This window comes from Actinomyces sp. oral taxon 448 str. F0400, from assembly GCF_000220835.1.
Taxonomy (GTDB): Bacteria; Actinomycetota; Actinomycetes; order Actinomycetales; family Actinomycetaceae; genus Actinomyces.
This window is the reverse complement of the sequence record NZ_GL985606.1, coordinates 12173-30618: the sequence shown is the minus strand read 5'-3', so window position 1 is coordinate 30618 and position 18446 is coordinate 12173. Positions and strand designations below refer to the sequence as shown.

18 protein-coding genes are annotated in these 18446 nt (G+C 72.1%); 7 read left to right on the top strand and 11 right to left on the bottom strand.

What is annotated here, in order from left to right:
• Together HMPREF9062_RS00155 and metE are read left to right on the top strand one after the other, a co-directional pair.
• Positions 1–946, top strand: a 946-nt coding sequence (locus HMPREF9062_RS00155; protein ID WP_253270616.1) for a methylenetetrahydrofolate reductase, incomplete at its 5' end; no start/stop codon positions are given.
• A 92-nt stretch (positions 947–1038) separates the two neighbouring features.
• Complete coding sequence (gene metE / locus HMPREF9062_RS00150; RefSeq protein ID WP_009409561.1) at positions 1039–3450, top strand: 5-methyltetrahydropteroyltriglutamate--homocysteine S-methyltransferase; 2412 nt, start codon at positions 1039–1041, stop codon at positions 3448–3450.
• A gap of 61 nt (positions 3451–3511) precedes the next feature.
• Here metE and HMPREF9062_RS00145 read toward each other — a convergent pair whose 3' ends face one another.
• From HMPREF9062_RS00145 to HMPREF9062_RS00135, 3 genes are all read right to left on the bottom strand, one after another.
• Positions 3512–4429, bottom strand: coding sequence for a copper homeostasis protein CutC (locus HMPREF9062_RS00145; protein ID WP_009409560.1), 918 nt, complete (start codon positions 4427–4429; stop codon positions 3512–3514).
• A gap of 75 nt (positions 4430–4504) precedes the next feature.
• Positions 4505–4762, bottom strand: coding sequence for a hypothetical protein (locus HMPREF9062_RS00140; protein WP_009409559.1), 258 nt, complete (start codon positions 4760–4762; stop codon positions 4505–4507).
• A 266-nt stretch (positions 4763–5028) separates the two neighbouring features.
• Entirely contained in the window at positions 5029–5991 is a 963-nt protein-coding gene (locus HMPREF9062_RS00135) for a cation diffusion facilitator family transporter (protein ID WP_009409557.1), read from the bottom strand.
• A 124-nt stretch (positions 5992–6115) separates the two neighbouring features.
• Between HMPREF9062_RS00135 and HMPREF9062_RS00130 the strand changes: the two genes are divergently transcribed.
• A complete protein-coding gene (locus HMPREF9062_RS00130) occupies positions 6116–6940 on the top strand; it encodes a trimeric intracellular cation channel family protein (RefSeq protein ID WP_009409556.1) in 825 nt (274 codons plus the stop codon).
• A 76-nt stretch (positions 6941–7016) separates the two neighbouring features.
• Here the strand turns inward: HMPREF9062_RS00130 and HMPREF9062_RS00125 are convergent, their stop codons facing one another.
• The 8 genes from HMPREF9062_RS00125 to HMPREF9062_RS00090 form a co-directional block, all read right to left on the bottom strand.
• On the bottom strand, positions 7017–7328 hold the full coding sequence (locus HMPREF9062_RS00125) for a hypothetical protein (RefSeq protein WP_009409555.1): 312 nt from the start codon (positions 7326–7328) through the stop codon (positions 7017–7019).
• 379 nt (positions 7329–7707) lie between these two features.
• The gene (locus HMPREF9062_RS00120; protein ID WP_009409553.1) at positions 7708–8019 is read right to left on the bottom strand and encodes a hypothetical protein; all 312 of its coding nucleotides are present in this window, start codon (positions 8017–8019) and stop codon (positions 7708–7710) included.
• 313 nt (positions 8020–8332) lie between these two features.
• Positions 8333–8533 (bottom strand): hypothetical protein, encoded by a 201-nt coding sequence (locus tag HMPREF9062_RS00115; protein WP_034253368.1) that lies wholly within the window; start codon positions 8531–8533, stop codon positions 8333–8335.
• 24 nt (positions 8534–8557) lie between these two features.
• The gene (locus HMPREF9062_RS13790; protein ID WP_367379030.1) at positions 8558–8965 is read right to left on the bottom strand and encodes a YbaB/EbfC family nucleoid-associated protein; all 408 of its coding nucleotides are present in this window, start codon (positions 8963–8965) and stop codon (positions 8558–8560) included.
• Between the two features lie 152 nt (positions 8966–9117).
• Entirely contained in the window at positions 9118–10305 is a 1188-nt protein-coding gene (locus HMPREF9062_RS00105; protein ID WP_009409549.1) for an App1 family protein, read from the bottom strand.
• Positions 10306–10314: 9 nt separating this feature from the next.
• Complete coding sequence (locus HMPREF9062_RS00100) at positions 10315–11709, bottom strand: glycosyltransferase 87 family protein (protein ID WP_009409548.1); 1395 nt, start codon at positions 11707–11709, stop codon at positions 10315–10317.
• A gap of 52 nt (positions 11710–11761) precedes the next feature.
• Complete coding sequence (locus HMPREF9062_RS00095) at positions 11762–13099, bottom strand: MFS transporter (RefSeq protein ID WP_009409547.1); 1338 nt, start codon at positions 13097–13099, stop codon at positions 11762–11764.
• Between the two features lie 182 nt (positions 13100–13281).
• Positions 13282–14469, bottom strand: a complete 1188-nt coding sequence (locus tag HMPREF9062_RS00090) for a hypothetical protein (protein ID WP_034253362.1) — start codon at positions 14467–14469, stop codon at positions 13282–13284.
• A 266-nt stretch (positions 14470–14735) separates the two neighbouring features.
• On the opposite strand from HMPREF9062_RS00090, the gene HMPREF9062_RS00085 reads away from it, so the two are divergent.
• The 4 genes from HMPREF9062_RS00085 to HMPREF9062_RS00070 all read left to right on the top strand — a co-directional run bounded on the left by HMPREF9062_RS00085 (position 14736) and on the right by HMPREF9062_RS00070 (position 18439).
• Positions 14736–15512 carry a PP2C family protein-serine/threonine phosphatase gene (locus HMPREF9062_RS00085; RefSeq protein ID WP_009409545.1) on the top strand — a complete coding sequence of 259 codons (777 nt, stop codon included), beginning with the start codon at positions 14736–14738 and terminating at the stop codon, positions 15510–15512.
• Entirely contained in the window at positions 15509–16606 is a 1098-nt protein-coding gene (locus tag HMPREF9062_RS12700) for an FHA domain-containing protein (RefSeq protein ID WP_009409544.1), read from the top strand. The genes HMPREF9062_RS00085 and HMPREF9062_RS12700 overlap by 4 nt, the downstream gene beginning before the upstream one ends.
• A gap of 67 nt (positions 16607–16673) precedes the next feature.
• A complete protein-coding gene (locus tag HMPREF9062_RS00075) occupies positions 16674–17522 on the top strand; it encodes a hypothetical protein (RefSeq protein ID WP_009409543.1) in 849 nt (282 codons plus the stop codon).
• Between the two features lie 2 nt (positions 17523–17524).
• A complete protein-coding gene (locus tag HMPREF9062_RS00070) occupies positions 17525–18439 on the top strand; it encodes an LmeA family phospholipid-binding protein (RefSeq protein WP_009409542.1) in 915 nt (304 codons plus the stop codon).
• Positions 18440–18446 lie beyond the last annotated feature (7 nt).

Below are 18446 nucleotides of genomic sequence, written 5' to 3'. Positions count from 1 at the left end.
TGGCGCCGTGCCCGCCCCGGGCGCGCCGCACGCAGCGCGCCCCCCTGTGTCTGGCGCCGTGCCCGCCCCGGGCGCGCCGCACGCAGCGCGCCCCCCTATCCACGTCAACCGCGGGCACAACCCCGCTGAGGACGTCATCACTCACGTCGCCACCCACTCCGACGTCCCGCTCATGACGCACCTGACCTGCATCGGCTACCGCAAGGACAACGTCATCGAGATCGTGCACCGCTTCCTCGACATGGGCGTGCGCCGCTTCCTGGCGCTGCGAGGCGACCCGCCGCCGGGTCTGGTCGCCGACGACGTCGTCGGCGACCTACCCCACGCCGACGACCTCGTGCGCGTCATCCGCGAAGTCGAGGCCGAGTACTTCGACGACGGCGCCCGGCACATCCAGATCGCCGTCGCCGCCTACCCGGCCGACATCGACCACGGCACCGGCATCGAGGTGCTGTCCGCCAAACAGGCCGCCGGGGCCGACCTGGCCATCACCCAGGTCTTCTACGACCCGGACGACTACCTGGCGCTGCGGCGCGCCGCCCTCTACTCCGGGGTCACCATGCCCATCCTCCCCGGAATCATCCCGCTGACCGACCTCAGGAGACTGACCCGCCTGGAGGCCCTGACCGGTGTGGCCGTCCCGCCCGACCTGGCGCGCACCCTGGGGCGCGCCGACGGCCCGGCCGCGGCCGCGGCCGGTATCGACGCCACCCTCAACCTCGCCTCCGCGGTGCTCGACGGCGGCGCCCCCGGCGTCCACCTCTACACCTTCAACCGCGTGCGCCCGGCGCTCGACGTCATCTCCCACCTGCGCCTGGGCGGGATCCTCACAGGATCCACTCCGGACACCGCAGTCCAGCGCGAAGTCCGCCGTGACTACCTCAACGCGACCCCCGGCGGGGACCGGGGACCGAGCGGCCGAATGCCCGGGGCGACGAGGCCGTAAGGCGCCGCTCCGCCACCTCGTCGCCCCCGAACCGGGCGCCCGCTCGCGGTCGCCTCCGCGCTCCTGCCAGTCAACTCCAAGGAAGAGAACACATGACCGTCCCCACAGCCCCCCTGCCGGCAGCCACGATCCTCGGCTATCCCCGCATCGGCCCCGACCGCGAACTCAAGCGCGCCGTCGAGTCGTACTGGAAGGGAGCCCTCGACGTCTCCGGGCTGCGCGAGCGCGCCGCCGACCTGCGCACCGGCACCCGCGCCCACCTGCGCGAGCTGGGCCTGGCCGGGGCCTCGGCCGTCCCGGCGGACTTCACCTACTACGACCAGGTCCTCCAGGTCACCACCGCCTTCGGCGCCCTGCCGCCGCGCTTCGCCGACCTGCGCGGAGGGGCCGGCGCCGCCTCCAACCCCTCCGCCGACGCCGAAAGCCACCCGGGCACCTCCCTGCCCGGCTTCTTCGCCGCCGCCCGCGGCGAGGACGACCGCGCCGCCCTGGAGATGACCAAGTGGCTCGACTCGAACTACCACTACCTCGTCCCCGAGCTCGACGAGGACACCCCCATCGATTACATCCCCGGCTTCGGTGCCGTCGATCCCACCGACGGTCCGGTCTCACAGGTTCTGGAAGCACTGGCCGCCGGTGAACCGGTGCCGCGACCCGTCGTCGTCGGCCCCGTCACCTACCTGCTGCTCGCCAAGGCCGCCGACGGCGCAGCCCCCGGCTTCCGGCCCCTCGACCGCCTGCACGACGTCCTGTCCGCCTACGGCCACCTTCTAGCCGACCTGTGGGCCGCCGGCGCCGAGTGGGTCCAGCTCGATGAGCCCGCCCTCGTCTGCGACGCCTGGGACACCCCGCGCGAGGACGTCCTGGCCGCCGTCGCCGACGCCTACACGTGGATCTCCGCCATCACCGAACGCCCTCGAGTGCTCGTGGCCGGCAGCTACGGGTCTTTGGGGGATGCCCTGCCGGTCCTCGCCAGCACCGGCATCGAGGGCCTCGCCATCGATCTCGTCGCAGGCGAGCTGCCCGACGCCGCCGACCTGGCGGGACTGGACGGCAAGAGCGTCGTCGCCGGCGTGGTTTGCGGACGCAACATCTGGCGCACCGACCTGGAGGTCGCCCTGGCCACGCTGGAGTCCCTGCGCGACGCGCTGCCCGAGACCGTCCCCATCGTCGTGGGCACCTCCACCTCGCTCCAGCACGTGCCGCACGACGCCGAGCGCGAGACCCGCATGCCCGACGACATCCGATCCTGGCTCGCCTTCGCCGATCAGAAGGTCGCCGAGGTCCGGGTTCTCGCCCGCGCTCTGGCCGAGGGACGCGAGGCCATCACCGGCGAACTCGCCGAGGACGCCCGACTGCGCGCCGAGCGCGCCGCCCACCCCGGCGTCAACCGCGGCGAGGTGCGCGCCGCCGTCCTGGCCGTCACCCGGGCCGACCGCACCCGCGCCCCTTACGCCGAGCGGAAGGCGGCCCAGGACTCCCGGCTCGGCCTGCCCGTCCTGCCGACGACGACCATCGGGTCCTTCCCGCAGACCGCCGAGATCCGCAGCGCCCGCGCCGCCCACCGCCGCGGCGAGCTCGACGACGCCGGCTACGAGGCGGCCATGCGGGCCGAGATCGCACGCGTCGTGCGCCTTCAGGAGGAGATCGGCCTGGACGTCCTCGTTCACGGTGAGGCCGAGCGCAACGACATGGTCCAGTACTTCGCCGAGCTCCTCGACGGCTTCGCCGTCACCGAGCACGGCTGGGTCCAGTCCTACGGGTCGCGCTGCACCCGGCCGTCCATCCTCTGGGGCGACATCTCCCGGCCCGAACCGATGACGGTCGCCTGGTCCGCCTACGCCCAGTCGTTGACCGACAGGCCCATGAAGGGCATGCTCACCGGTCCTGTGACCATCATGGCCTGGTCCTTCGTGCGCGACGACATCCCGCGCGCTCAGGTCGCCGACCAGCTGGGCCTCGCCCTGCGCGCCGAAGTAAGCGACCTGGAGGCGGCCGGCATCCCGGTGGTGCAGGTCGACGAGCCCGCCCTCCGCGAGACCCTGCCGCTGCGGCGCGCCGACCGGCCCGCCTACCTGGAGTGGTCGGTCGGCTCCTTCCGCCTGGCCACCGGGGGCGCGGCCCCGTCCACCCAGATCCACACCCACCTGTGCTACTCCGAATTCGACGTCGTCATCGACGCCGTCGACCACCTCGACGCCGACGTCACCTCCATCGAAGCCTCCCGCTCCCGCATGGACATCCTGCCGGCCGTCGCTGCTCGCGGCTTCGAACGTCAGCTCGGCCCGGGCGTGTGGGACATCCACTCCCCGCGCGTGCCCAGTGCGGCCGAGTGCACCGACCTGCTCGAGCGAGCCGCGGCGGCGCTGGGCATTGAGAAGCTGTGGGCCAACCCCGACTGCGGTCTCAAGACGCGCGCCTACGCCGAGACCGAGTCCAGTCTGCGCCACCTGGTCGAGGCAGCCCGCGCCGTGCGTGAGGCGGCGGACACCGACGAGGGTTGACGCCGCGGCGGGCACGGCGTACGCAGGACGGTACGCGCGAAGGCGGGGCGCACGCGCAGAGTCAATGCGGGTCGAGTGTGCGCGCAGCCTCGACGGCGCGTCGCACCTGAGCCTCCTCCGTGCGCTGCGGCTCCCGCCACGTCGCTCCGGGCATGGAGCAGCGCATGTGGACCTCCCGCACGCCGCTGGCCTCCACCACCTGCCTCACCGTTTCCGGGCGCACCGATCCGGCCGCGATGACCTTCGGGCCCGTGCTGCCGCGGCCGGCGGCGACCATGCCGCTGAGCACCTCGGCGCCGTCGAGGGCGGTCGTCGCACCGCCCGAAGTCAGGACATAATCCACGCCGAGCCCGCCCAGGTCCCCGTAGGCCTCGATCGGGTCGCGCGTCACGTCGATAGCCTTGGAGAAGGTCACCGGTGCGCCCTCAGCGAAGTCGACGAGCAGACGCAGCAGTCCGCGGTCAATCGCATGCTCGTCGGTCAGCGCCCCCATGACGAAACCGAGGTCGACCGCCGGCGGCAGCGCCTGCTTCGGCCCGCCGACCCGCTGCGGGCGCGTGAACTCACTCATCTGCCGTGCCAGAGCCGCTATCCGGCGCACGTCAGCCATCATGGCGCGGACCTCATCGGCGTCGAAGACGAAGGAGCCGCCTCTGGGGCGGATCATGATGCGCAGACCGAAGGGCGCGCTCGCCGGCCCGGTGGCCCAGTGGACGCCAGCCACCGCCCGACGGTGCGTCACCTCCTCGGCGGCCGCGAAGATCGCCGCCTCCACTGCGCCGATGGACGGCGTCGTCCCCCCGGCAGCGAGGTTGTCGCACAGCTCCGCACGGTCGGCGCCGGCGCGCGCGGACACGCGGACGCCCTCGATGTCCTCCACGCAGGTTTCGACGACGACGTGCCCGGGATCCCGCCACGGGTGCGCGGTTTCGATGGCCGATCGATAGCGGAGGGACGGTGCCGTCCCCGTGAGCCTCATTGCATTCATAACCCGAGTCTGGCACGGCTCGGGACCGGGCGGAACCGTCCGATCGGAAAGCGAGCTGTGCGGGCCTCAGAACTGACGGGACCGCGTCGCGGGCTCGCGCGGCTCGACCGTGGTGCCGGTGGCGGTGGTGACCGCCGGTTGGGAGACCAGCCCGCCGGAGTCGGCCGCCGCCACGTAGGCTCGTCCGCCGAGCAGGGCCCCGAGCAGGACGAGCAGGGTCGTGCCGATCAGGACGAGCAGTTGCAGGACGCTGAACCCCTCGACGGCGGTGCGGATGCGGGCGCTGCGAGTCAGCGATTCGGACGCGGGCGCGGTCGTGGACATGAAAGAGCCTTCCGGTCGTGGTCAGGCGGAGCGACGATACGCTCCTCGACAGGGCGAGCGCCCCGACGTGGCACTATCACAGCGGCGCATCCTGTCGAGTGCGGGAGATCGCCCTGAGTGTCGACTGTGAGTCGTGAGCGCCGTCCGCGGCCGCGGACGGGGAGGGCCGCGCTCGACCGCATCACGCGGGGGCGTGCGCGCGTCCGCCCCCGACCCGTCGGCGTCCTCGCCGAGTCGAGGCGAACGGCGGGATGGCCCACGGCCGGTCACACGTCCTCGACGTCCTCGTAGCTCTTGGGGTCCTCGATCGGCTCCAGGTGTGCGGAGACCCGCAGATTCGGGTCCACCGCGACCAGGTCGTCGATGACGCGTTCGGTGAAGTCGTGCCCCCTCTTCACGCTCCACTCGCCCGGGACGAGCACGTGCAGGTGCGCGAAGCGCCGGTTGCCCGCCTCGCGCAGGCGCACCGCGTGGAAGTCGATCCGCCCGGCGCGCCGGTGCTCGTCCAGCACCTCCTCGATCCGCGCCTGCGCCTGCCCGCCGGGCGCCGCGTCCATGAGCCCGCCCACGGATTCTCGGATGAGCTTGAAGCCGGTCCACATGATGTTCAGGCCCGCCCCCAGGGCGACAACGGCGTCGAGGACGGGCGAGCCGACGAGGGCCACGAGCCCGACGCCCACCAGAACCGCGGCGGAGGTGACGACGTCGGTGGCCAGGTGCTTGGCGTCCGCCAGCAGTGCCGCGGACCCCTCCCTCCTGCCCGCCCGGCGGAGCACCCAGGAGACCGCTCCGTTGACGGCTGAGGCGCCCACGGAGATGATCAGCCCCACGCTCAGCTGCTCGGGCATGACGGGGGTGATGAGTCGCTCGACGGCGGAGATGATGATGAACGCGGCCGCCACGAAGATCATGACGCCCTCGGTGATGGCCGAGAAGTACTCGGCCTTGGAGTGCCCGAACTGGTGGTCGTCGTCGGCCGGCCTGATCGCGATCTTCAGGACGATGAGCGCCACGACGGCGGCCACCAGGTTGACCACCGACTCCGCGGCGTCGGACAGCAGCCCGACCGAGCCGGTGAGCCACGCGGCGAACGCCTTGAGGGCGATGGTCGTCACCGCCGCGCCGATCGACAGCCAGGCGTAGGCGCTCAGGTCCTTGGGCGGGGTGTAGCGGGGCGAGGACGGCGTGGACACTGCTCGAGTCTTGCCGATGACGGCCGTCGGGTCCATTCGCAGCTTCGCCCGCCCGAACAGCGGCGGGGCGGGGATGCGTCGAGACGGCGCGTGGGCGGTGCCGGGCCGGCGGGGTGCGTCGCCATCGGGCGTCGTTCGGGCGGCGTCGTAGGGTTGCCGCGTGCTTCCCGCTCAGCTCGTCGTTCCGGACACGCTGCCCGAGACCTTCCGCGTCCTCGATTTGTCCGGCGTGCTCCTCAACGGCATCCTCGGCGGCCTGATCGCCCGGCGCAAGAACTACGACCTCGTCGGATTCGTCATCCTGGCGATCCTCACGGCGACCGGCGGCGGGATCTTGCGCGACGTCATGATCCAGGCCGGCCCGCCCTTCGCGCTGACCGACCCCTACTACCTGTACACCGCCTGCACGGGGGCGCTCATCGCCTGGTGGGCGCCCTTCACCTCTCGGCTCGCTCGCCGGTTCCTCGTCGTCGCCGATGCCGTGGTTCTGGGCACGTGGGCCGCCACCGGCGCCGCCAAGGCGTTGGACAGCGGGCTGGGCGTCATGCCCGCGCTGCTGCTGGGGTGCCTGACGGCGGTGGGCGGCTCCATGGTGCGCGACGTGTCCGTGGGCGAGACGCCGGCGGTCTTCGGCGGGAACAAGCTCTACGCCGTGCCCGCCCTGTGCGCGGCGGGCACGGCGGTGGCGTCCGTCCGGGTGGGCCTGCCGGAGGCGTACGCGATGGTGGCGGCCGCAGTGGTGGGGGCGGGGACCTGCCTGGTGGCCTACTGGCGCTCATGGCGGCTGCCCGTCGTGGGGGACCGGGAACGACGTCGCGCGGCGCGCCTGGCCGCCGCCGGTGGTCCGGCCGTCCGCGGCGGCTGGGCGCCGTACGGCGGCACGGCGTGGTCGGGCTGGCGCAGACTGCTGGTGCCGCGTCAGGTCCGCCGCCAGGCGTTGAGACCGCTGCGACGGCACGAGCCCCTCGACGTCGAGGATCTGTAGTCGAGCCGGCGCGACCGGCGTCGTCCGGCCGACCTCGGCGGGCTCGGCCGGCTTGCCGGTGGGGGAGGAAACCGGGTCAGCCGTTGACGGGGCGGACCTCGGCGTCGTCGACGTGAACGGCGGGGGAGGGGGCGGCGGCGCGGTTCGTCGGCCCGGCGAAGAAGCGCTCCTTGACGGCGTCGGCGACCTTGTTGGTGACGGCCTCGCCCTGCCGGCGGACGAACTGGCCCGCCCGATCGGAGGCGGCGTCGACCTTGTTCCGCACGAAGGGCTTCTCGGCGACCCGCGACGCTGCGGTCTTGATGCGCTCGTACTGGGCGCGACCGGCGCGCGTCCCCAGGACGTAGCCGGCGCCGAGGCCGATGACGAAAGGCAGCTTGCTGGTCATAGAGGTCTCCTCACAGTGGTGGTGTCGTGGCGCTGGGGGCGAGCCTAGCGGGCCGGGCGGTCCTCGGAGTCGGTCGGCGTCCCGATTGCGCGGTGGGCGGAGCCCCGGCTGGAGGCTTCGGCCGGCGGGGGTGACCCGAGGGTTCCGGTCGGCGGGGCGATGGATTCGTTTCTCACGATAGCGTCAAGAAGCCGGACCCCGGACCGCGATGTCCTCGGCTCCGTTGGGGAACCAGGAGGCGGGGTCGTCGGGTTCGCTCAGGTCGAGGATGGCGTGGGGCGTGCCGTCGGGCTTGGGTCCTTCAGCCAGTGCGCGTCTTTTGGAGCGGTAGCGTGCGCGGTCTCCACGAAGATGCCTTCACGTACGCGTGAATACATTTTCATGTAGTCGTCTTATCGCCTTTTGATGGTGCGTCCTGCTTTGAGGGCGTTTCCATCATGTCTGTTGGCCAGGTCTCGTAGAGTACGTCGATGATGTTCTCCAGTCTGATCGAACGTTCTGTCGGGATGTCCTTGCCGTCCCCCACGAATCTCATTTCCCTGCAGCATGCGGTGTCGATGCGGTCCACCTGTTCTCGGGTCAGTGTGGACTGTTCGTGCAGGGCTCGCGTCAGCTGCGGATCATTCTCATTCGGCACCTCCATAAGAAGGCTTCTCATGGACTCGTTCGGGAACCGGTCGTAGACGTTCATGGATACCTCCGTCCTCGACTGCTCGCAGGCCAGGCTGTGATTATTTTAGGTGTTCATTGACTTCATTGACGACGACAACAGCATCAGCTCCTATAACCCTCCAGGTGTTGTTCTCATGAATTCGCACAATTTTTTCCGGGCTTGCAGCGGCGTCCCGAATTGCGGCGTCGCTGACTCCATGATCATCTCAGGTGGTGATGCGATCATAGGCGTGACGCCCCACATCTGTGATTGCGCTCGGCATAGGAGTACCGTCATCGGCGACAATGCGAGCGTATCCAATCGGAAGCGATGCGGACTCCCCGCGGTCCACTCACCCGCCCACCGGCGCGGCGGAGAGCCCCGGCTGCCCCAATGACCCGCCGATCGCCCTGGCATCGGCCGCCGCGTCCTCATCGGCGCCCTCCAACCCGGCCGCCGCCCGCCTCAAACGCTGCGCGCTACCGCAGATGCCGCCCGCAGCCGCCTCCATCATCCCATCAGCAGCCGCCTTGACCGCCGTGTACGCCGGCACGCACAGAGGTGCCGGCTGGCTGTCTCATCCTCGGCCCGGGACGATCATGCTCGGCCCGCCACGTCGTCGCTTGCCTCCGGCCCGATCCGGTCCTGGCGCGCCTTCCTGCGGCTGCTGCGGCTGCTCGGGCGGAGGCGGACCCGCCACCTGCCGGTAGGCGTCCAGCATCCCCCGTCCCAGCGCCGTGTCCTCACCCGCGTACCGATGCACCACACTCTCCACCTCACCGGCCGCCCGACGCCGACCCGCCTCGATCGCCTCCATCACCACCCGCGACAACCCGGCCTCATCCGACTCCCGACACGCCGATCCGAACGACACATCCCGCACACGACCCGCAGCATCGACCACCGCCGACACCTCGCCGCCTCTGGAGGACCTCTTCACTTCCAGCTCGTCCGCCTCGCCGCACCCGCTGCGCAGTATCCGCATCCCGCTGCGCCCCCACCACCCGCTCAGCCACATGAGCCAACTGATCCTCAACCCCGTGATCCACCATGCCAACCGCATTACCCGCGCCCGTCGGCCGACGGGCGCGGCCCGGACCGGTCGGTCGAGAGCCGCTTCCCGTGGGACCGCGCCCTCTACTCGTCCTCCGGTCCGGCGAGCAGGCCGGGCGGCAACATGCGGGCCAGCTCGTAGCCGTCCGCCCCGACGACGAACGGGACATTCGCCTCGGCGAGCGTGCGCGACGCCGGCCCCACCCCCATGGGGTGCACCAGCTGGGCCCCGGCCAGGACGTGCTGGGCCGGCGTCAGGCGGCGGATCGCCACCGCCGCCACCCGATCGGAGTGCTCGCGCACCACCTCGGAGTAGATGAGCGGGTCGTGCTGGCCGTCGTCTCCCACCAGCAGCCAGACCACGTCGGGCAGGTCGATCATGAGGCGCCGAAGCCCCGTGCGCTTGTGCTCGATGCCCGAGCGGAACAGACCCGTGTTGGTCGGCCCCCAGTCGGTCATGAGCATCGGCCCGGAGGGGAAGCCGTGGCGCTCGAAGAAGGAGCGGTGGGTGGGCACGACATTCCACGCGCCGGTCGACAGATAGATGACCGGCGCTCCCGGGTGCGCCCGTTGGGCCCGGGTGAGCAGTTCGGCCATGCCCGGCACGGGCTCGCGCGAGGATGTGTATTTCACCAGCTGGTTCCAGGCGGCGACGAACATGCGCGGCACGTGGGAGACCATGGCCGTGTCGTCGATGTCGGAGACGACGCCCAGGCGGGGTCCGGGCGCTACCACCAGGATCCGGGTGACCGCCGTGCCGGCGCCGGTCGCCTCGATGCGGGCCTCGTGCCACCCGGGGCTCAGGCCGTGCCCGCGCACGACGACGTCGACGTAGCCCTCCCGGTCCGCTCGCGTGCGCACGCCCGCCGCCCCGACGCGGATGGTCACCGGCAGGTAGGGGACGGGGGCGTCCACGAACAGACGCCAACCGCGCTGAGCCTCCAGAAGATTCATGGCCGCCAGATCGCGCACGTCCCGCACGTCGCGCGCTGACGTCGGCAGCTCCTCGGGCACGGAGCGGAACAGCGGGCCCTCGGCCGGGGCGTTCGACGGGCGCAGCACCATGCGGGCGAGCACCCTCGCCATGTCCGACGGCGTCTTCCCGCTTCCGGCCCGTCCTCCCTCGGGGCGGCGGGAGGCTCCCGCGGGGGCGGCCGAGCCGTAGCCGTCGTAGGCGATGACGCGCGGGCGCCAGCCGCGCCGCTTGAGCACGGGGATCGTGTCGCGATGGAACTGGTCCGTCACGGCGCGGACGAGGTCGGAGAGTGGCACGGGCAGATCCTAAGGGGCGGCCGGCTCGCGCGGGCACGCGGCGGGGGAGAGGGCGCGGGCCCGGCTCCGTGCCGTGGAATCCCCCGCCGCCGTCCACAGGACCACCCCGGCGGCCAATGCCCACCAGGTGTATGAGGAGCCGACGACGGTGGCCCACAAGGGCCACTCCTGCTCCACATGGTTCTGACCGGGGAACCACCACTGCATGGCCAGCCCGAATACCGCCAGGCCCGCCACCGCACTGGCGGCCAGCGCCGGTGAGCGCCAGCGCCGCGCGGCCGCCGTCAGCGTCATGAGAGCGGGCAGGCACCACACCCAGTGGTGCGACCAGGTGATCGGCGAGACCAGCAGTCCCAGGACCATTGCGGTGGTCACCTGCAGCGCCAGGATGAGACCCTCCTGCGGGGCGCCCGTGGCGGGGGTCGGCGTCGTCCGCGCCGAGGACCCTGAGAATTCCGAGGGGGTCGAGGGCGCGGCCTGCGCCGACGTCGGCCCCCGCAGCGTCTCCAGGCGGCGCAGCAGGAGCCACGCCCCCAGGGCGACCACGACGACCGCCGCCGTCCATACGGGGATCCACAGCTGCTCGGGCAACCACCGGGCGACCGCCCCTTTGAGGTTCTGGTTGCCCGCGTAATCGGCGAAGCCCGCGCGGGAGGGATCGAGCATCGCGGAGAAGAAGAACCGGGAGGACTCCTCGGGCCGCACCAGCCAGCACAGAGCGGTGGCTCCGATCGCCGTGCCCGCCATCGTGGCCGCGGCCCGCCACTCGCGCCGCGCCAGCAGCAGGACGACTCCGATCGCCGGAGTCAGCTTGAACGCCGCGGCCAGCCCCGTGCCCACACCGCGCCAGCACGACCGGGCCGGCACGACCAGCAGATCGACGGCGACCAGAAGCATGAGGATCGCGTTGACCTGCCCGTACTCCATCGTCTTGTAGATCGGCTCGAGGAGAATCCCGCCCGCCAGGCCGAGCCATGGCGCCGCCGCGAGAGCCCGCCGCTGCCCGACCCCGAGGGCGCGCGCCGTCGCCCACGCGCTCATCGCGGCGCACACCGGTGTGGCCGCGGTCAGGAGCACCTGGGCGGTGCGGTCGCCGCCCCAGGTCAAAGGTGTCAGCGACCAGGCTGCGAAGGGCGGGTAGGTGAATGGCCACAGATGCTCGGCGGGGTTGGCGTACCAGTCGTACAGGCTTCCACCGTCGAACCATTGGGCGACGGCGTGGTAGTAGACCCACGCGTCGAGCTTGAACAGCCGACCCCCGTCCTTGTCCCACAGACGGGGGTAGACGCTGGCGATGAGGAGAATCCAGCCCATCGCCTGCACGGGAAGAGGGGTCAGAAGCCGGTCGATGCCGGGACGGGGGGCGGCCGGCCCGGCCGGCTCGATCCGCATGCTCTCATCCACTCGTCGCAGTCTACGGCCCCGTCCCGCCACTCCCTCACCGGCGCCGGGCGGGTCAGCGGGGCGGGCCAGGATGCGCGTGCGCCTGACGCAGGGCCCGCAGCCCGGCCAGGGCGGCCGCCACGGAGAGCCAGCCGCAGACGGCGACCACCAGGTACCCCCCGTGGCTTCCGGCGTCGTCGACCGCGCGGCCACCCGCCATCGAGCCCAGGGACACCCCGACGTTCAGCGCCGTGCTGATCCACGCCAGCCCCTCGGTGAGCTGCGCGGGCGCCACGGTGGCCTGGACGATGTTGTTGCCGGTGGTCACGGTGGGGGCGATCGTCGTGCCCGCGGCGGCCATGAGCGCGCCCAGCGCGAGGAGGCCGGGGGCGAACGGGAGAAGCGAGACGCCGACGGCCAGACCGGTGGTGCTGGCGAGGAAGTGCTTCCACAACGGCCACCTCCACGATCGCGACCCGTAGACGAGCGCGGCCGTGAGCGAGCCGATCGACCAGGCCGCCAGCACCAGTCCCGAAGCCGACGTGCGACCCGCCTCCGTGGCGAAGGCCACCGCGGCCACGTCGTTCGCACCGAACAGGGCCCCGGAGAACAGGAATGAGACCAGGACGGCGAGCACCGCACCGTGGCGCAGCACTGGTCGCTGCGGGTGCTGCGATCGGCCGCCCCCGGCATGTCCGCCGGTGCCCTGGGCCCGCCCCGCCGATCCGCCCGGCTCGGCCGGACCCGTCGGGGCCGGCGAAGGCCCGGCCGGGGCTCCGGCGTCGGCGCTCCCGGCGTGGCGGCGCGCGTGGGGAACCGGCTCACTGCCGCGCTGGGACAGGAACCACGCCCCGCCCCCGACCTGAAGGGCGAGCGTGGCCAGCCAGCCGCTTGTGACCGGCAGCGCCGACGAGGTGCACAGGCCCGTGGCCAGAACCGGTCCGACGATGAAGGCGACCTCGTCGAAGGCGGCCTCGAGGGAGAAGGCCGTGTGCACATCCTCCGGGCGGCTGACGACCGCCGTCCAGCGCGAACGCACGAGAGACCCCATCGACCCGGACAGGCCCCCCGCCAGCGCCGCCAGCACGACGAGCAGCCACAGGTCGGCCTGCCGCCCCGCGGCGACGATGAGCCCGAGCAGGCACGTCCCGGAGATCAGCAGCGCCGGCAGCATCACCCTGGACTGCCCGTGCTCGTCCACCAGCTTGGCCAGCATCGGCGCCCCCGCGGCGGTGGCCACGACGTTCGCCGCGGAGACGGCGCCCGCCGCGGAGTAGCTGCCGTACAGGCTCTGGACGGCCAGGATGGTGGAGATCCCCGTCATGGACATGGGGAACCGCGCCAGAAGGCCGGCGGCCGAGAACGCGGCGGCGCCGGGGATGCGCAGAATGCGCCCGTAGGTGGAGGACATGGGTGGTTGTTCGTCGGCCGTGGGCCGCGCCCGCGGGATGGTCGGGAAGGAGCCGGTGGCGCCACCGCGGGCGGCGGCGCCACCGGGCGCTGAAGAGGATCGGAATGATGGGGGAATGATGAGGGAATTCGGACGGCGCCGCGACCGGCCCGCATGACTCCGCGGCTCGCCGGCGTCGGCGGCTAGTGGCTGGCGAAGGTCGCGTTCTCGCGGGAGAGGGTGAAGTTCTGCCCACTGACCTGGCTCCAGCACTCGATGCCGGAATCCGACGAGGTGCAGGCGAAGGTGTCGTTCTTGGCGGAGCTGCCGTAGTTGAGGGTATTGCCGGAATTTGAGAACGGGGTGCCGCAGCTGCCGGTACCGGCGCCCTGGGCTCCGAGGCTCGCGGTGTAGGGCGAGCCGGAGGAGTTGTTGCACGAGCCGTCCTGGGGCACGAAGTCGTGCTTGTTGATGGTGCAGGTGACCGAGTCCGTTCCCAGGGTGCAGGTGATGTTGCCGCTGGGCGCGGTGAAGCCGTCCATCTCGGTGGCGCCGTCCGGGGCCGGGGCCTTGATCGTCTTGGAGGGGCTGGCCGAGGCGCTCGGGGTGGTTGAGGCGCTGGGCGACTTCGAGGGCTGCTGGGTCTGCTCGGCCGTGGTCTGCTCGGCCGCCGCGGAGCTGCTCGCGCCGGCGGGGCGATCGTCATCGCCGTGATCCGACATGACGAACCAGGCGATCAGGGCGACGACGACCACGATCGCAATCGCTCCGAGGACCTTCAGCCACGGGAATGAATGAGGAGAGCCCTCCGCCTCGGCCTCCTCTCCCACGCCGAGCAGACTGGGCGATGACGTCTGGGCCGCCTGCTGGTACTGAGCCTGCTGATACTGGGGCTGGGCGGGTTGGTACTGAGGCTGGGCGGCGGGCTGGTACTGAGTCGCCTGCTCGTACTGGGGCTGAGCGGGCTGGTACTGGGTCGCCTGCTCGTACTGGGGTTGGGCGGGCTGGTACTGGGTCGCCTGCTCGTACTGGGGTTGGGCGGGCTGGATCGGCTCCTGGCGCTGCGTCTCGGCGAGCGAACGCTGCTGATAGGAGCTTTCCGGTTCCTGGGTCGCGGGCTGCCCCGAGGCCGACGGGGGAATGACCTGAGTCGCGCTGTCTCCCGCTGCGCCCGCCGGCGACTGGGTCGGGGCGTTGCGGCGCGCCAGAGCGGCATCGACGGCGGGGTCGCCGAGCGTGCCCAGCCACTCCAGGAGCGCGGGGTAAGTGCGTGGGTTCTCCGCGATGTAGGGGCGCAACCCCGGGTAGTTGTTGGCGAGCTCATGCAGCGTCGTGAGCTCTGCGTTGGGGTTGCTCGCCGCAGCGACGAGGTCGTCCTGAGCCTGAGACATGAGGTGAGTCCTCCAGTTCGCGGTTCCCGCCGTGCACGCCACGGACCACACCATGTGCCGCACGTGCCATCACGTGCCATGTAGATCGCATATGGATATGGTTCGTCGAGGTCGATCGGGGGGCCGGTGGGTCCCGGTGCCGACGAGCCTACCCGAGGTGAGCCGGGGCGCGCCCGGACCGGTATCGTCGGCGCCGTCCGACCGCCCACAGTAGATCCTGCAGCGCTGACGGTCCAGCTGATGATCCGGCATCGAGGAGACGCCCAATGAGCGAGAACCCGGCCCCCTCCCGGCCGCAGGGCGGCATCCTCGTCCCCGTTGTCGGCGCGGCCACCGATGTCGGCCGCCATCGCACGGTCAACGAGGACGGCTACCTCGCCATGGCCCCCGCCTTCGTCGTCGTGGACGGCATGGGCGGGCACGCCGCCGGACGCGCCGCCACCCGGGCCGCCCTGGGAGCCCTCGCGCCGCTGGTGGGCACCGTCGTCACCGATGAGCGGACAGTCGCCGACTTCGTGATCGCCGCGGGGGAGGCCGTGGCCGCCATCCCCTCGCACGCCGCCCACAGGCCCGGGGCGACCGTCGCCGGCGTCGTCCTGGCGCGCCCGACCAAAGATGCTGCGACGTGGATCGTCTTCAACATCGGCGACTCGCGCGTCTACCTCCTGCGTGACGGGATCCTCACTCAGGTCTCGCACGACCACTCTCAGGTCCAGGTGCTCGTCGACGCCGGGCAGCTCACCCGCGCCCAGGCCCGCAGCGACCCGCGCAAGAACGTCGTCACCCGGGCGCTGGGGGCCGGCCTGGATCAGGAGGCCGTCCCCGAGATCCGGGCCGTGCCCGCTCAGGCGGGGGACCGTCTGCTCGTCTGCTCTGACGGCCTAAGCGACGAGCTCGACGACGAGGCCCTGATCACCGTGCTCGACGCCGGTATGCGATCCCAGCGCACCGCCGAGGAGGCGGTGGCGGCCGCGCTTGAGGCCGGCGGCCACGACAACATCACGGCCCTGGTCGTCGACCTGGTGCCGGAGGCGGTGCTGTGAGCGCTGCGGGCACTGCGCCGAACACGTCGGGCGGCGAGCGCGAGCGTCTCGTCGGCCGCTGGGGCGAGGCGGTTCTCGCGGCGGATGCTCCGCCCGGAGCGGCGCGGGCGGTACTCGCCGCCCTCGGCGGCCCGATCGCCGGACCACCGGGCGTCTGCGGGAGCACGGACGCCCCGCCCCCCGCGCTCGCCGCATCGTCCGCTACCGCCGCGACCGCCGCGGCTTCGACGGCGAACGAGCCGGCCTGGCCGGAGGAGGCCGAGGGCCCGGATCCCGCCGAAACCGGGGTATGGATCGACCCTGATGACCTGCCGGTGGACGCCGATGCGAGGGACGCCGAGGCGATCGCGAGCCGGCAGGACCCGCCGCCGGCCGCGTTCAGCGGAGCGGTACCGGACCTTCCGCCGGCGGGCTCCGCCCCGCGCTACTCCGATCCCGAGCCGGGATCCGGGCGCCGTCGCCGCCGCCTCCCGCCGCGGACCGGCGGAGCCGTGGCGGCGTCGCCCGACTCCCCCGACGATGATGACCCCGCCGCCCGGGCACTGGCGATGCCGACCGAAGCGCTGGACGCGTGTGCTGAGGCGGCCGGGTCCCCGGTCTCGACCGCTACGGCGGATCTCGACCAGGAGGTCGCGCCCATCCCTATGATCGCGGCGGCCATCTGCACGGCGGGCCACGCCAACCCGCCCGATGCGCGCACCTGCCAGTGCTGCCCCGCCCCCTTGAGCGGACGGCTGGCTCCCGTCCCGCGGCCGGTTCTGGCGGTGCTGGTCCTGTCGACCGGGTTGAGCGTGCCGGTGCGCGGCGACGTCGTCGTCGGACGCGCGCCTCGCGCCCAGCCCGGCGGTGAGCCCGCGGCCGTGCTGCTGGAAGTGCCCAGCCCCACCCGTCTGATCTCGCGCTCCCACCTGCTGGTCACGACGGCCGGCTGGAATGTGCTCGCCCGCGATCTGGGCTCGTACAACGGCACGGTGCTGCTGCGCCCCGGACTGCCCGCGGTCCTGCTCGCCACGGCCCTGCCGACGCCGCTGTACATGGGAGACTTGCTCGACGTGGGGGACGGCGTCGCGTTGCGGGTCGAGCCGCCCGTTTAGCCGTTCGCCGGTCCCGCGCGTCAGCCACACACCGACTCCGTCCTCAAGCCGCAAGGAGGCCTCACACATGAGCGATCTGACCTGGACCGAGCTGCCGGACATCGACCCCGATCGTCCCGATGAACTGGTCCTGGACTTCTCCGGCGAGGTGCACCGCGTCGGCGTCGATGACACCTTCGTCATCGGCCGCGGCGGGGACCTCGATATCGACGACAATCCCTACCTCCATCGCCGTTTCCTCGTCCTGGCTCACGAGGGCGGCCTGTGGTGGATCGCCAACGAGGGCTCGCGCCTGTCCGCGACGCTGACCGACGGGGACGGCCTGGTGCAGTCCCGCCTCGCTCCGGGCGCCCGCATGCCCCTGGTGTTCCAGCGCGTCATCCTCACCTTCTCAGCGGGACCCACGACCTATGAGATAGATCTCATTACCGCCGGGGAGGATCATTTCACCGGAATAGACGGACCCCGCCAGTCCAGCGGTCAGACCACCATCGGCGTGACCCCGATGACCAAGTCCCAGCTGCTGCTCGTCCTGGCCCTGTCCGAACCGGTGCTGCGGCGCGCCGGCACCGGGGCCGCCGAGATCCCCTCGTCGTCGGCGGCCGCAGCGCGCCTGGGCTGGCCTCTGACCAAGTTCAACCGCAAGCTCGACAACGTCTGCGAGAAGCTCGATCGCGTGGGCGTGCGCGGGCTGCGCGGCGGACGCGCCGGGGGCGCCGCTTCCAATCGCCGCACCGCGCTCGTGGAGCACGCCGTCGCCACCCTTATGGTGACGGCCGAGGATCTGCCCATGCTCGACCAGGAGCACGCCGACAACGAAGCCGCCCGCGAGGCCGAGGTGAGTACCGCCTCGGTCGGAGCCGTCGGCTCCCCCGGCGCTGTCAAGAACGCTCGCGCCGACGGCGGGCGGGGCTGAACATGACCGACGGCGAGTCCCACGCGACACGGGCTCCGGGCGCACCGGACGGCGAGGGCGTCGTCGACGCCGACAACCACGCCGGGGTCGACGGTGCGCGCCAGCAGGACCGCGAGCGTCGTCGGCGCCGTCGACCCCGGCGGATCGCCGCCGTCGCGGTGCTCGTCTCGGCTCTCGTGGTCGGGGGAGCCGGCGCGGGCGGCGAGCTCTACACGCGCTCGCGGGTCGAGGCTGCCGTCCATCAGGCACTGCCGGGTCTGTCCGCCGACGCCGAGGTGGGCACCGACGGGCTCTTGCTGCCGCAGGTTCTCGGCGGCGGGCTGGACTCCCTGACTCTGACCGCCAGCAGACTGGATCTGTCCGCCGGTGTCAGCGGGCGGGGCTCCAGCGGTGTCTCAAGGCCGGGCGGCTCGGAACCGGACGGACTGACGCTTCTCGACGTCGATGCCGATGTGAGGACCGTCGGCCTGTCCGCCCCCTTCCCGGCCGGCCGCGTCGACGTCGCGGCGTCGCTGGGGTGGGATCGGTTGACGGACATGGTGGCGGCCAGCGCCTCCGGCGCCCCGGCCCTGACCGTGCAGGCCGGCGCCCTCGGCTCCGGTGATGACCCGGGGACCGTGACGGCCTCCACGACCGTGCTCGGGGTCGACGCCCGTGTGACGATCGTTCCGTCGATCGCCGACGACGGCGGTCTGCTTCTGACTGTCACATCGATCACGGTTCGGGGCGCCGACGTCGACCTCGGCTCCACGTTCATGGGACGGCCGGTCCTGTCCTACCTCGGCCTGGAGTCCACCGAGATCTCCGTGGACGCCGACTCGTTGCCGCGGGGACTGAGCCTTTCCCGGGTGGCGGTGACCGATGGGGGGCTGCGTGTGACGCTGTCGGGCAGCGACGTCGAGCTGGCCGGCCTGTGAACGGTGG

What these genes read in the sequence shown, in the direction of transcription:
- HMPREF9062_RS13790 (WP_367379030.1), bottom strand. Translation starts at nt 8,965, where the DNA reads ATGCGGATACTGCGCAGCGGGTGCGGCGAGGCGGACGAGCTGGAAGTG.
- HMPREF9062_RS00145 (WP_009409560.1), bottom strand. Translation starts at nt 4,429, where the DNA reads ATGAGGCTCACGGGGACGGCACCGTCCCTCCGCTATCGATCGGCCATC.
- HMPREF9062_RS00120 (WP_009409553.1), bottom strand. Translation starts at nt 8,019, where the DNA reads ATGAACGTCTACGACCGGTTCCCGAACGAGTCCATGAGAAGCCTTCTT.
- HMPREF9062_RS00085 (WP_009409545.1), top strand. Translation starts at nt 14,736, where the DNA reads ATGAGCGAGAACCCGGCCCCCTCCCGGCCGCAGGGCGGCATCCTCGTC.
- HMPREF9062_RS00090 (WP_034253362.1), bottom strand. Translation starts at nt 14,469, where the DNA reads ATGTCTCAGGCTCAGGACGACCTCGTCGCTGCGGCGAGCAACCCCAAC.
- HMPREF9062_RS00125 (WP_009409555.1), bottom strand. Translation starts at nt 7,328, where the DNA reads ATGACCAGCAAGCTGCCTTTCGTCATCGGCCTCGGCGCCGGCTACGTC.
- HMPREF9062_RS00140 (WP_009409559.1), bottom strand. Translation starts at nt 4,762, where the DNA reads ATGTCCACGACCGCGCCCGCGTCCGAATCGCTGACTCGCAGCGCCCGC.
- HMPREF9062_RS00070 (WP_009409542.1), top strand. Translation starts at nt 17,525, where the DNA reads ATGACCGACGGCGAGTCCCACGCGACACGGGCTCCGGGCGCACCGGAC.
- HMPREF9062_RS00075 (WP_009409543.1), top strand. Translation starts at nt 16,674, where the DNA reads ATGAGCGATCTGACCTGGACCGAGCTGCCGGACATCGACCCCGATCGT.
- HMPREF9062_RS00095 (WP_009409547.1), bottom strand. Translation starts at nt 13,099, where the DNA reads ATGTCCTCCACCTACGGGCGCATTCTGCGCATCCCCGGCGCCGCCGCG.
- metE (WP_009409561.1), top strand. Translation starts at nt 1,039, where the DNA reads ATGACCGTCCCCACAGCCCCCCTGCCGGCAGCCACGATCCTCGGCTAT.
- HMPREF9062_RS00135 (WP_009409557.1), bottom strand. Translation starts at nt 5,991, where the DNA reads ATGGACCCGACGGCCGTCATCGGCAAGACTCGAGCAGTGTCCACGCCG.